Source organism: Sediminibacter sp. Hel_I_10 (assembly GCF_000688335.1).
Taxonomy (GTDB): Bacteria; Bacteroidota; Bacteroidia; order Flavobacteriales; family Flavobacteriaceae; genus Psychroserpens.
On the sequence record NZ_JHZX01000001.1, the window covers coordinates 1,495,793 to 1,509,856 of the forward strand.

Annotated in this window: 7 protein-coding genes; 4 read left to right on the top strand and 3 right to left on the bottom strand. The window is 38.3% G+C overall.

Annotation, left to right across the window (positions count from 1 at the left end; all coding sequences use genetic code 11):
- Positions 1 to 31 precede the first annotated feature (31 nt).
- Positions 32 to 4,537: a glutamate synthase large subunit gene (gene gltB / locus P176_RS0106740; protein WP_026753986.1), complete on the bottom strand. Its 4,506-nt coding sequence runs from the start codon at positions 4,535 to 4,537 to the stop codon at positions 32 to 34.
- Positions 4,538 to 4,936: 399 nt separating this feature from the next.
- On the opposite strand from gltB, the gene P176_RS0106745 reads away from it, so the two are divergent.
- The 4 genes from P176_RS0106745 to P176_RS0106760 all read left to right on the top strand — a co-directional run bounded on the left by P176_RS0106745 (position 4,937) and on the right by P176_RS0106760 (position 10,135).
- Positions 4,937 to 5,275 carry a P-II family nitrogen regulator gene (locus tag P176_RS0106745; RefSeq protein ID WP_026753987.1) on the top strand — a complete coding sequence of 113 codons (339 nt, stop codon included), beginning with the start codon at positions 4,937 to 4,939 and terminating at the stop codon, positions 5,273 to 5,275.
- Between the two features lie 4 nt (positions 5,276 to 5,279).
- Positions 5,280 to 6,521, top strand: a complete 1,242-nt coding sequence (locus P176_RS0106750; RefSeq protein WP_026753988.1) for an ammonium transporter — start codon at positions 5,280 to 5,282, stop codon at positions 6,519 to 6,521.
- Positions 6,522 to 6,880: 359 nt separating this feature from the next.
- Entirely contained in the window at positions 6,881 to 8,134 is a 1,254-nt protein-coding gene (gene metK, locus P176_RS0106755) for a methionine adenosyltransferase (protein ID WP_026753989.1), read from the top strand.
- A 186-nt stretch (positions 8,135 to 8,320) separates the two neighbouring features.
- Positions 8,321 to 10,135, top strand: coding sequence for a carboxypeptidase-like regulatory domain-containing protein (locus P176_RS0106760; RefSeq protein ID WP_026753990.1), 1,815 nt, complete (start codon positions 8,321 to 8,323; stop codon positions 10,133 to 10,135).
- Between the two features lie 65 nt (positions 10,136 to 10,200).
- Here the strand turns inward: P176_RS0106760 and P176_RS0106765 are convergent, their stop codons facing one another.
- Positions 10,201 to 11,055: a GLPGLI family protein gene (locus P176_RS0106765; RefSeq protein ID WP_026753991.1), complete on the bottom strand. Its 855-nt coding sequence runs from the start codon at positions 11,053 to 11,055 to the stop codon at positions 10,201 to 10,203.
- 204 nt (positions 11,056 to 11,259) lie between these two features.
- Positions 11,260 to 14,010 carry a TonB-dependent receptor gene (locus tag P176_RS0106770; RefSeq protein WP_026753992.1) on the bottom strand — a complete coding sequence of 917 codons (2,751 nt, stop codon included), beginning with the start codon at positions 14,008 to 14,010 and terminating at the stop codon, positions 11,260 to 11,262.
- Between the last annotated feature and the right edge of the window lie 54 nt (positions 14,011 to 14,064).

Consider the following 14,064-nt stretch of genomic DNA (forward strand, 5'->3'; position numbering starts at 1 on the left):
TATTTTCCGTGAAAACGAAAATCTCTTTTCATTAAACAATTACTTTTTTTTCTTCTTCCAATCGTATTAACGCTTGCTTGTATTCTTCTGGAAGTACCTTTACAAATTTTGGCAATTCCTTCTGCCAATTCTCTAACAAACGTTGCGCCAACGGACTTAAGGTAGCATTATAATGATTTTCTATTAAGGCTTTTAATTCTGAAACATCCTCTGGCACTTCCACCGGATCTATATTTAAGCCTTCAGTATTGCAGTTTTTTTCAAAAGTCCCTTTCGGGTTATAAACGTAAGCAATACCACCACTCATTCCTGCTCCGAAATTTCGGCCAACTTCACCCAATATAACGGCCCTACCACCGGTCATGTATTCACAGCCATGATCGCCAATGCCTTCTACAACTGCATGTGCACCAGAATTTCGAACACAAAAACGTTCTCCAGCCTTTCCGTTAATATAAGCTTCTCCTGAAGTGGCGCCGTATAAGGCTACGTTGCCAATAATGATATTATCCTCAGGAACGATGGTTGCCTCCTCTGGCACCTGAACAATAAGCTTGGCGCCAGATAGCCCTTTTCCGAAGTAATCATTAGAATTTCCATTAATCGCAAACGTTAAGCCCTTGGTTGCGAATGCCCCAAAACTCTGACCGGCAGATCCTGTGAAATTTATTTTTAAGGTATTATCTGGTAATCCTTGCGCTCCATAGATTTTAGAAATCTCATTACTTAGTATGGCACCGAAGGCACGATCTCTATTGGTGATTTTTGATTCTAATACCGTTTTCTCTTTTCTGAACAGCGCAGGATGTGCTCTACGAATGATTTTAAAATCTAAAGCCTTCTCTAGATCATGATCCTGAGACTGCGTATTGTATAATTTTGTTCCTTTTGGAACAGGTACTTGATGTAAAATTGGTGAGAGGTCTAAACCTAAGGTCTTATAATGTTGAATCGTTTTATTTCGGTTCAATTTTTGAACTTGGCCCACCATTTCATCTACCGTTCTAAAACCGAGTTGTGCCATGATTTCGCGGAGCTCTTGAGCAATAAAATACATGAAATTGACCACGTGCTCTGGCTTACCTTCAAACTTTTTACGCAGTTCTGGGTTTTGGGTGGCAATGCCTACAGGACATGTATTAAGATGACAAACGCGCATCATAATACACCCAGAAGCTACTAGGGGTGCGGTTGCAAAACCAAATTCCTCGGCTCCCAACAAACAGGCGATGGCGACATCCCGCCCTGTTTTCATTTGTCCGTCACACTCCAACACCACACGATTTCTAAGATCATTCATCACTAGCGTTTGTTGTGCCTCGGCAAGTCCAAGCTCCCATGGTAAACCAGCGTGTTTCAATGAGGTTAACGGCGAGGCACCAGTACCACCATCATGACCCGAAATAAGAATGACATCTCCTTTAGCTTTAGCCACTCCAGCCGCAACGGTGCCTACACCTACTTCGGAAACGAGCTTCACATTAATTCTTGCGTCTCTATTGGCCGATTTTAGATCATAGATGAGTTGCGATAAATCTTCAATAGAATAAATATCGTGATGTGGAGGAGGTGAAATGAGCCCCACATATGGTGTGGAGTTTCTTGTCTTCGCAATATCAGGGTTTACTTTAGGGCCCGGCAATTGACCGCCCTCTCCAGGTTTGGCCCCTTGGGCCATTTTTATTTGAATTTCTGAAGCATTGGTCAAATAATTAGACGTTACACCAAAACGCCCCGAAGCAACTTGTTTAATTGCTGAATTTCTCCAATCTCCATTAGCATGCTTGTAAAAGCGATCTTCATCTTCGCCGCCTTCACCAGAATTACTTTTACCTCCAATACGGTTCATCGCTATGGCCAAGTTTTCATGAGCCTCTTTACTGATAGAGCCGTAAGACATCGCGCCTGTTTTAAATCTCTTGACAATTTTAGTCCAAGGCTCCACTTCTTCAATGGCAATAGGATCATAATTGGTAAACTCAAATAACCCACGTATGGTCATGAGTTGCTTGGTTTGTTCATTAACCAACTCTGAATACTCTTGATAGGTTTTATGCTTGTTGCCACGCACCGCTTCTTGTAATTTGGCAACGGTCAAAGGGTTAAAGGCATGCTTTTCGCCATGGCGTCTCCATTTGTATTGTCCGCCATAATCCAAATTCAAATCTGCCTCAACACTATCGGTTTTATAGGCTTTTCTATGTCGTTTTGAAACCTCCTTTTCAATTTCTCGCAAACCAATACCTTGAAGCCTTGTGACTGTATTTGGAAAATACGCATTGACTACGGTAGTATTTAACCCAACACACTCAAATAATTGAGAGCCTCGGTATGAGTTTAAGGTTGAGATTCCAATTTTGTTCATAACCTTCAGAATACCCATTCCAATGGCCTTATTGTAATTTTTAATTGCCGTAAGGTAATCAACGCCCTGAATTTCATTTTCAGCAACTTGATCGTAAACAATTTCGTTGACGATGTATGGGTTAATCGCACTTGCTCCATATCCAAAAAGTAGTGCAAAATGATGTACTTCACGAGGTTCGGCCGACTCGATTATCAAACTGACCTTGGCACGTTTGCCTATTTTATACAGTTCATGATTTACGTAAGAGCAAGCCATTAATGCCGGTATTGGCGCCATTTTTTCGTTTACGCCTCGATCAGATAAAATGATAATATTTCCGCCGTTATCAATAGCTTTAGAGGCTTGTTTCACAAGATTGAGCAAAGCGTTCTCCAACTCATTCAAACCCTTGTCCACTTCATACAAGATAGGGATCGTAGTGACCACAAAATGTGGGTTACTCTTGTAATTCTTAATTTTATCCAAATCATGTTTAGAGATCACAGGATTCTGAATTTTAAGCTTTCGGCATTGTGCCTCATTGATATCGAACAGATTGAAATCTTCTCCCAAAGTAAGACTGATATCGGTAATCAACTTCTCCCGAATACCATCTAAAGGCGGGTTAGTGACTTGAGCAAATAACTGTTTGAAATAATTGTAAATCAGTTGCGGTTGATCTGACAATACCGCAATTGGTGTATCATTTCCCATAGAACCAATAGGATCCTTGGCATTTTGAGCCATTGGGTTGATCAATATATTAAGGTCTTCTTGAGTGTAACCAAAAACTATTTGACGTTTTGCCAAAGGATCTTCGTCATGCTCAATCGGGCCTTCTTTTGCAGCAATATTGGAGAGATGTACTAAGTTTTCATCTAACCATTTTTTATAAGGGTGTTTAGAAACAATAGCTGCTTTAACTTCTTCATCGTCAATAATGCGTCCTTGATTCATATCAACCAAGAACATTTTTCCTGGCTCGAGGCGGCCGTGACATTCAATGTTTTTAGGATCTATATCTATAACGCCCGTTTCCGAAGACATGATTACAAACCCATCTTTAGTGACGGAGTACCTTGAAGGACGTAACCCATTTCTATCCAATACAGCTCCTATATAATCCCCATCGGTAAAAGGAATGGATGCTGGGCCATCCCAAGGCTCCATCACACAAGAGTTATATTCATAAAAGGCGCGTTTCTCCTCAGACATGTCCGGATTTCGCTCCCAAGCTTCTGGCACAAGCATCATCATCACTTCTGGCAAAGAACGGCCGGTCATTAATAATAATTCGACCACCATATCCATAGATGCAGAATCTGATTTCCCGGGAAGTACAATGGGAAAAATGCTCTTAATCTCATCCCCAAACCAATCGCTTTGCATTAATTCTTGTCGAGACAATACACGAGACACATTACCTCTAAGCGTATTTATTTCTCCATTATGGCACATGTACCGAAATGGCTGAGCCAAATCCCAAGTTGGGAAGGTATTTGTTGAAAATCGTTGATGTACCAGAGCTAATCTGGTGACCAAGGTTGGATCTTGTAAATCGGTATAATACAGTTTAATATCTTCGGGAATTAAAAGCCCTTTGAAAATAATGGTTTTTGTAGAAAGACTCGGCAAATAGAAATACCCACTTTCTGATAATTTGGAGTTAATGATGAGATGTTCCGTCTGTTTTCTAGCGGTAAATAACTTTAGATTAAAATCGAAATCGGTTTGCTCCGGATTGGATTTCCCTATAAAGACCTGCTTTATAAACGGTTCGGTTTCTGCGGCAATTTTCCCGATGACCGATGAGTCTACAGGCACATCACGCCAACCCAAAACCTGAAGCCCTTGCCTCTTCATATTAGCTTCAAATTGATCAATACAGTACTGCCGCTGGTTTTCTCGTCTTGGCAAAAACACATTGCTCACAGCATAGGCTCCAGCTTCGGGCAATTGAAAATCACAATTTTTAACAAAAAAGACGTGAGGAATATCAATAAGAATACCAGCACCATCTCCGGTTTTTCCATCAGAACTCACGGCACCACGATGTTCTAACTTTTCTAGGATTTCAAGTGCCTTGTGAATGATACCATTAGAGGTGTTTCCTTTTAAACTGCATATAAATCCTGCGCCACAATTATCGTGTTCAAATTCTGGCCAATAAAGTCCTTGTTGTTTTAGCATGTATTTTTGGAATTGTGTTTTTTTGAAATAGATCAACTCTCTAAGATACAACCAAAGCATTAATTAATAAAACCCTATCGTGAGATTTTCGGTTTTTGCATTTTGAAGGATTTAAGATTCATTATCCTCATTTTTAAGGGCTTGTTTTGTGAAAAATGCAAAAACAAGTGTTCAAGTTATCCCATGTCATCAAAAACAAAAAACCACTTCAACCTCAGCTTAAATTATGAAATCCTTAAAATTCGATACTATTTTTTTCAACTTTGAAATTAAGATGACCGTAATTCAAGCATTTCATAAAAATGACCATAGCATGCTCAAAACCCGTCGTTTAAAAGCATAAAATCCTACTTATTCTTTATTTTTGAGAATTACATTTTTCTGAAATTAAGCATTGCGATGAAAAAAATTGAGGCGATCATTAGAAAATCTAAATTCTCTGAAGTAAAAGAAGCCTTGCACAATGTGGGCGTAAATTTCTTTTCTTATTGGGATGTCACGGGTTTAGGTAACGAACAGGAGGGCCACGTGTACCGGGGCGTTTCTTACAGCACTAGTGACATCCAACGTCGCTACTTATCGATAGTTGTTAATGATGATTTTGCAGACGCCACCATAAAAGCCATTTTAGATGCTGGAGCTACCGGCGACGTTGGCGATGGTAAGATCTTTATATCAACCATTGACGGAGCCTACAGAATTCGCACTAAGGAAAAAGGCAATAACACTTTAAATTAAGACTATGGAATTGTTGACGATCAACAACGTATGGATGATGATTTGCACAGCACTCGTGTTCTTTATGCACTTAGGCTTTGCTTTTTTGGAAATTGGCTTAACTCGTCAAAAAAATACGCTCAACATTCTATTTAAAAATATTTTTATCATCACCATTGGCCTACTGCTTTATTGTTTGGTAGGCTTTAATTTAATGTATCCCGGTTTTGAGGCAGATGCTTCTGGCGTTTTTGGCTTTGCGGGTTTTGGATTATATGCACCCACAACAACGGAGGGTGCTCTTGATCTCACTTATAATTCTGGTTATACCTATTGGACCGATTTTCTTTTTCAAGGCATGTTTGCGGCTACCGCAGCTACAATTGTTTCTGGTGCTGTTGCGGAGCGTATGAAGATTGGCCCCTTTATGATATTTACAATTCTATACGTTGGTTTCATATACCCAATCGCCGGATCTTGGAAATGGGGAGGAGGCTTTTTGCAAACCATGGACACCCCATTTTATGACTTTGCAGGATCTACACTCGTTCACTCGGTGGGCGGTTGGGCTGCTTTGGTAGCCGTTTGCCTTTTAGGTTCAAGAATAGGAAAGTTCAAAAACGGAAAAGTGCAAGCCATCCCAGGGCACAACATTCCACTGGCCACTGCAGGCGTATTGATTTTATGGTTGGGTTGGTTTGGATTTAATGGCGGCTCAGTGCTTTCTGCAGATCCTGCCGCAACCTCTTTGGTATTAGTGACCACCTCATTGGCAGCAGCAGCAGGCGGAGTTGTTTGTGCGCTGGTCACCATGTTACGCTATAAAAATTTAGATTTAACCATGTTTCTTAACGGAATATTAGGCGGATTAGTGGCAATCACAGCCGGAGCCGACCAAATGTCTCCTACAGATGCCATTGCCATTGGCGCCATTGGCGGGGCCATTATCGTTTTTGCCGTGGCCTTTATAGACAAACTAAAACTAGACGACCCTGTTGGTGCTATCGCCGTACACTTAATTTGCGGGATTTGGGGAACTTTAGCGGTTGGTATCTTCGGAAACTTAGCGGGTACGAGCCAATTCTTAAGTCAATTAATCGGGATTGGATGCTATGCTATGTTCTGTAGCATTTCCGCATTTATCATCATATTCACCTTGAAGAAAACTGTAGGCATACGTGTTTCTGAAAAAGAAGAATTTGAAGGGTTGGACGCTCATGAACACGGGATGAATGCCTACCCTGACTTTAGGTTAAATGAACATTAATAGCTGTTTTTAAATTTTGTATTTGTTTTTAATTAGTTAGAAAAGCCTTTGGTGTAAAACCCAAAGGCTTTTTTTGTTTCACTTCCCTTTTTCTAATTTCAATTTTATACGTACTTTTGACCACAATAACAAAGAGGAAAAATTTGATCTGATTGCAACCTCTTCCAGTTTAGAGATGTCTTATTACGGGATCTCTAGTAAAACTGGGAATTAAATGCTAAAGCAGTAATTATTATACTTCTCTAGCGACACAGACCAAGAAGGAATTTGTTTAACAAATCCTAGCCTTTCTCAAGGAAAGACATTGGAAGCCATCAGAACAAATTTCAAAACTGAAATTAATTATTTAAAGTATTTTTATGTCGTATTTATTTACTTCGGAAAGTGTATCCGAAGGTCACCCAGATAAAGTTGCAGACCAAATTAGCGACGCCCTCATTGATCATTTTCTAGCCTTTGATAGCGAATCTAGGGTAGCTTGTGAAACCTTAGTGACTACAGGACAAGTTGTTCTTGCTGGTGAAGTAAAATCAAACATCTATTTAGATGTACAGAAGATTGCCAGAGACACCATCAACAATATTGGCTATACCAAAGGGGCTTATATGTTCGACGGCAATTCTTGTGGTGTCTTATCTGCAATCCATGAACAATCTGAAGACATCAATCGTGGTGTAGATCGCGCTAGCAAAGATGAGCAAGGTGCAGGAGACCAAGGGATGATGTTTGGTTATGCTACAAGCGAAACTGAGAACTATATGCCTTTGGCTTTAGATCTTTCTCACAGCATATTAAAAGAATTAGCAGCATTAAGACGCGAAAATAAAGAAATCACCTATTTGCGTCCAGACTCTAAAAGTCAAGTGACTATTGAGTATAGTGATGACAATGTACCGCAACGTATTGAAGCTATCGTTGTATCTACTCAGCATGATGATTTTGATAATGACGAGGAGATGCTGGCCAAAATAAGAAAAGACATCATCGAGATTTTAATACCACGTGTAGTTGCTAAATTACCTGAAGATCTACAACAACTATTTAATGATGATATTACCTACCACATCAACCCTACAGGGAAGTTTGTGATTGGTGGTCCTCATGGCGATACTGGACTTACGGGTCGAAAAATCATCGTAGATACCTATGGTGGAAAAGGTGCCCACGGTGGTGGTGCATTCTCTGGAAAAGATCCGAGCAAAGTAGACCGAAGTGCCGCTTATGCCACAAGACATATTGCTAAAAACATGGTTGCCGCCGGTGTTTGTGATGAAATTTTAGTACAAGTAAGCTATGCTATTGGCGTTGTAGAACCAACCTCAATTTATGTGGACACTTATGGGACTTGCCCGTTCAACATGACGGATGGTGAGATTGCTAAAAAAATAAAAAGTATTTTTGATATGAGACCGGCAGCTATTGAGTCTCGTCTTAAATTGCGTCAACCCATGTATAGCGAAACCGCTGCTTATGGTCATATGGGTAGAACACCAGAAACCGTAACCAAGACCTTCCAACAACCCAATGGAGAACCTATTACTCTTGATGTAGAATTATTTACTTGGGAGAAATTAGACTACGTAGACAAGGTTAAAGATGCTTTTGGCATATAAATCTTAATTCTCCAAAACATACTTCGTTAGAAAGAAACACCCCGATGGAAACATCGGGGTGTTTCTGTTTTATCTTACTAAATAATCAATACTATATTGATGATTCCGAACAAATTACCTAAATTTCACGCAACCAATTAAGGATTTAAACATCTAATACGTAACAACTAACATTAAATCCAACTTATGAAACTCTTAAAATCGTTCGCCTTAATTTCGGTTCTTATTCTGAATTTTTCCTGTAATGACGATGAAGTTGCCAATCCAATTAGTCAACAAAATTCAGGTCCAGACCATATAGCCTTCTCTCAAAATTTTGGAAGTGACATCAATCGTGATTTCTTGGGAACCATTATGGATGTTAATGGTAGTCCGATTTCAAATGTAAACATCACTATCGGCAACTCGAACGCCATAACAGATAACAATGGTATATTTATTATACGTGACGCTGAGGTCAAGCAACGACTTGCTTATATAAAAGCTGAGAAAACAGGCTTTATCAATGCGTCACGCTCTGTCGTTCCGACTGACGGAACCAATAAAATTAAAATTGTAATGTTACCTGAAACTGTTGTCGCAACGGTAAACAGCGGAATCGCTGAGGAGGTTAGCCTAAGTAATGGCGCTTCCGTTTTTCTCCCAGGTAATTATATTGAAACAGACGGAAGTTTATATTCGGGGAGCGTGGATGTTATTATGCACCACCTCGCTCCATCTGATGAATCAACTCAAGAACAAATGCCTGGTATGCTCTACGCAGCAAATGCCCAAAACGAGGAGCGTATGCTACAAACTTTTGGAATGTTAGCCGTTGAACTGCGTGGTTCGGGAGGTGAAGATTTGAATTTAGCTAATAACACAACAGCAGAAATCAAACTACCTTTAGATGCAAGTTTGGTGTCCAGTGCCCCAACAACAATTCCCCTTTGGTATTTTGATGAAGTTAACGGCTATTGGATTGAGGATGGCGAGGCTTCTTTGGTGGATGACACTTATGTTGGTAACGTAAATCATTTTTCATTTTGGAATGCTGATACTCCTTTTGAATCCGTGAATCTATGCGTAACAGTAGTTAACGAAATGAATGACCCCATTCCTAATTTAAGATTATTTTTATCAAGCGATTATGTAAGCGGCCAAGGCTTTACTTACACAGACAATCTAGGGCAGGCCTGCGGATCATTTCCTATTAACTCAAATGGACAAATAAAAATCTCGACGCCATTTAATACAACTTGTTTAACTTCTATTTTACAAATTTCTGATATTGGTCCTTTCACTTCAGATTCAGCGATAGAATTTGTATTAGCAGATTACATATTTGAAAATGAAAACATAATAGGAAGTTATAACGATTGTAATGGTGACTTAGTAAATAATGGTTATGTAGTATTGCGTTATGAAAATTGGAATTTCTATGATTTAGTCACAGACGGTAATTTTGAAATAGACTTTATTAGATGCTCGGATCAACTAAATTTTTCTGTTGAAGCCATAGATTATGACAACTTACAGTCGAGCGGCGTGATAAATTATTCCTTAGATACCCCAATCACTAATATAGGGTTTCTGCAATCGTGTAATAATATCAATGAGCAAATAATTTATGAGATTGATGGAAATCAAGAATTGATTTTACCTCCATTTGATGTCAGATTTATGGATAACAACCCAGAAGTTAATAACAATGCCACTATTGAAATTCAAGATGATTTATCAAGTTTTCAAAACTGCTTCTGGTTGCGAGGTATCATTCAAAATAATCCTATTGTAGGTGAGCATTTTTCAAGCGACAGTTATAATACTGAAGGATTTTATTTTGTTGAAGGTTGTCCCGCAGCTATATCAAATCCACAAGATTCAGAAATGACTTTCAATATAATTCAATTGGGTCCCGCTGGAGATTTTCTCGATATGGATATTAGCGGGGACTATGTAGATTTTAACGGTGTCTCTCATACATTTAGCGCAACAATACACGTATTAAGAGACGAATAAAAATTTTTAAGAATAGCTGATGAGATTTTAAGGGAGTTTTTATTACTGCTAATAAGGTCAGCAATTTATCTGCTTCCTCTCCCTCCCATACGTTGCGCTCTAAACTCTTTCATTTTCTCAACAATGGTTTCTTGGTAAGCCGCTTTTGTAATGGCTTTACCTTTATTTGGCGCCTCAATCTCTATTTTATCTTCTGGATTGAGCACAAGTTTAGTGCATAACATGGTAGTGTCTCCTGCACTAACCTCAAGAATTAATCCTGGAAGGCCCCAATATTCTGAAGGTCCGTGCCCAACAGGAATCTGTGGTGTATACCAAGCAGTTACATCAGTCATCGCTAGAGTATTTTCCGCAGCATTTGAATCTGAAGTTTCAGCATTATTCGTCCTCAATTTATCCCAAGAGAAAGAGTACCAGGTCAATTGGTTAGAAGGTATAGATGCTGAGGCTTTAAAACACATGTAGTTTCCTATTTGTTTGCTTTCGGTTTCCATGACCCATGTTATGGGTTGCAAGCTATCGGTTACTAAAAAACGTTTTCCGTAGAATTCTTGATCTTGAATTTGGGTATTGGTTTTTACATTTTTGTATTGATCTCCAGGAGTAAAATTTTTACCCCAAGAATCAGTAGCTCCAGACATGGCATCAAGTTTATCATCTTCAACAAACATGGATTCTGTTCTATTGAAAGTTAAGGTGTAGGTTTTCACAAGCCTATTTTTTAAACGTGCCTTTACCTGCTTCTTTTGCTCTTCGCTTAATCGATCTCCCCATCGTCCAAGATCTAATGAAGATTTTGACATGTAAGAAGCCTGACCTTGAAAATCATTTTTTTGAAGATTTGTTAGTGGTTTTGGATTCATAAACCCAAAAAAACTTATCGAGAAGAGAGCTGCGGTAACTAATAATAGTGATTTCATGAAATTAAGAGTTCAATATAATGTTTGATAAAGTTAACTAATAATTAAACAAAATCAATTACTCCTATTCTTAATAATTCAATATCAGTCTATAAATCCGCTTTCAATAACTAAAATACACACAACAAGGGTTGCGTTATATCATAAAAAAAGCCCTTCTAAATCGTTGAGAAGGGCAAGCTCTTAAAATTGTTTTGCTGAGCTTTAAAGTGTATATATCAAACGAAATGTTACAATTCTAGGCAGTATAAACGTCTCTGAACTGAATACAGAAATATTAGTTGCACCATTACTAACATTAGAATCTATATTTAAGATGTTGGCAGCCTTAATTTCGTACTCCAACTTCGCATCTTGATCCTTTCTATATGACAAGGAGGCATCCCAAGTTTGAAACGACTGTGATGGTCCCGAGCCTCTGTCTTGATTGGTATAGGTGTAATCTGTTCTAAGTGTAAAAGATTTAAATATGTAAGCATCAAATTCCACCGAAGGCGCATTGGTCTTAAATGTTGTAGAATTAGTACCCTGATCGTTATTAGTTACGGAGTATCTATATTTTAGACTCACATTTGGCGCTTCTCTAAAATTGGTGCGCAATTCTGGAGTGTAACTCTGCGTAAAGCTCTCATTAACCGTTTGCCTGTCTTGCACAAACTGATTGTTTTTACTATAATTAAAACTCACGTTTAAACCTGCTCTAATCTTTTTGAATGTTCTTTGAACGCGACCAAAAGCGGTTAAACTCTCATCTGCAAAACTTGAATTAAAAAATGTACTGGTACTAATAATATTATCAAAGCTTGTTCTATTTCTAATTTGATCTATATTCTTATTATAATTTACCACGGCGTAAACGTTGGTATAATTAAACAGATTAAAACTAAAATAATTTAACCTCAAATTATGGGATAATGCATTTTGCAATTCTGGGTTACCGGCTTGAAGACTATTGTAATTATTAAACACTAAACCTTCCGCTAATTTGGTAACATCTGTAAAAGAATTGGTCATGTTGTAGCGGAAGGTGAGATTCTCACTTTTTTTGAATTGAATTCTGGTTTCGAAATCAGGTAACACTCTAAAGAAATTATCTTCATAGGTTTCACCAAATTGGGTATTTTTATTTCCGTAGGCATGAACAGAAACCCCTGGAGTAATGGTGAATTTTCCTGTCTTGAGTCTATAGTGTAGTCCCAAATAAATATCACTAAAGTTATATTCGGTGTCATTAGAATCTAAGCCATCATTAATGGTCGGTTCAGGATTAAAGACACTACCATCATCTAAAAACTGGAAGATGTTTGAGTTAAATTTTTGATTGCTTAAAATGGTTCCTAAAGTAAGGTTGATGTTACTCTTTTGATTTAAAATATTATAGTAATCTAATTTCGCATCCAATTGATTGGATTTTATGCGTCGATCTTGATTAATATTATAAACGTTCTGCGTTCTGTCAAACCCTATGGCATCTGCGGTATTGTCAAAGGCATCTTCGTTTGGAATGTCATCATTACCAAAGCCATTTTCATTATTGGTTGGATCATTAACCAATAAAGCATTGTAGAACGGGTCTTCATCTTTAATAAGGTGCTGCGCCTCAAAAGCAAAAATATTAGTCTCATTAAGTGTGTAATAATAATTTAAACTTTGATTGATACTAAAAGGTTTTACTGCATCGATTTGATTGGTATTGCCCACAACAGAAGACAATAAATTTTGTGCTTCGCGATCATCAGAGATTCTTCCCAATATATCGTAATTCAATTGGTTATTGGCGTTTGGCTTATAGGCAGCACTCAGTTTTGCTAATCCCTGATTTGTAGATTCCCTTCCGGTTTGTATGGTACGTTCATCTGGTATTCCTAAATCTGAATCAATATAACTTACAAAACGCTCTTCTCTAGTAAGTAGTCTAGAACTATTATAAATCAAAAAACCACTAATATCTAATGCTTTATTTGGAGAATAACTAAAGTTTGCGGCGCTCAACTTTGTGGTAACCTCTTGAGCACTGGCCACATTAGAAAGCCCATTAAGTCCATTATCTCCTAAATTAATAGACGTGCCACTACTTTGGCTAGGTGGCCTAAAGCCGCCACCAAAGTTTCTGATATCTCTATTGGTTAAGGCCACCTCACCTATATTGTTCATATCGCCAATAAGGTTAATGCTATATTTTGGGCTGTAATAAAACAGTTTTGGCTGCACCAAATAATAACCGTCATTGTTGGCAATACCAGAGCCCGCCGTAACATCTCCAAACCAAAAATTCTTTTTACCTTCTTTTAGTTTGATATTTATGGCGACATTATCCTGATTATTGGTCACACTACTCATTTGACCTACTTCGGAATAATTACGCAACACCTGAATTTTATCTACCGCATTAGAAGGAATGTTCTTAGTTGCTAATTTAGAATCCCCATCAAAAAAATCTTTACCATCTACCATCAATTTAGTGACCACCTTACCTTCAACTTCAATTTGGCCATCGGCATTGATTTCTACACCAGGCAATTTTTTTAAAACGTCCTCTAATTTACGTTCCGTTCCGTCTTTAAAGGAATCGGCATTATAAACTAAAGTGTCTCCTTTTATCGTCACGGGCATTTCGTAAGTCAATTCAACTTCTGCCAATGAGTTATCACTTTGCAGCGTATAATCTTGCTCTATACTGGTCTCCTTAGTGCTTAAGGTTTCCGAAGCAGACTTCATCCCGATGTAACTTACTTGCACCGTGTAAGTCGTGTTTTTTTCTAGGTTCAATTTAAATTGACCTTTATCATTGGTGATGGCATAAGAGGCCATAGCTTTGGTTTGGGCATTAATTGCAATGACGTTTGCCAGTTCTAAAGGCTCGCCAATACTGTCTTTAACTACCCCATTAACGGTGATTTGAGCACTACAAATACTTGTTACAAAAAGTAACGTTAGGAATATAATCTGTTTCATTGAATTGATTTCTCTGGTTAGTGAGTAGAAAATTGATGATGCTTGGTTGATTTC

Coding starts and splice junctions, on each gene's coding strand:
- gltB (WP_026753986.1), bottom strand. CDS start 4,537: ATGCTAAAACAACAAGGACTTTATTGGCCAGAATTTGAACACGATAAT.
- P176_RS0106745 (WP_026753987.1), top strand. CDS start 4,937: ATGAAAAAAATTGAGGCGATCATTAGAAAATCTAAATTCTCTGAAGTA.
- P176_RS0106750 (WP_026753988.1), top strand. CDS start 5,280: ATGGAATTGTTGACGATCAACAACGTATGGATGATGATTTGCACAGCA.
- metK (WP_026753989.1), top strand. CDS start 6,881: ATGTCGTATTTATTTACTTCGGAAAGTGTATCCGAAGGTCACCCAGAT.
- P176_RS0106760 (WP_026753990.1), top strand. CDS start 8,321: ATGAAACTCTTAAAATCGTTCGCCTTAATTTCGGTTCTTATTCTGAAT.
- P176_RS0106765 (WP_026753991.1), bottom strand. CDS start 11,055: ATGAAATCACTATTATTAGTTACCGCAGCTCTCTTCTCGATAAGTTTT.
- P176_RS0106770 (WP_026753992.1), bottom strand. CDS start 14,010: ATGAAACAGATTATATTCCTAACGTTACTTTTTGTAACAAGTATTTGT.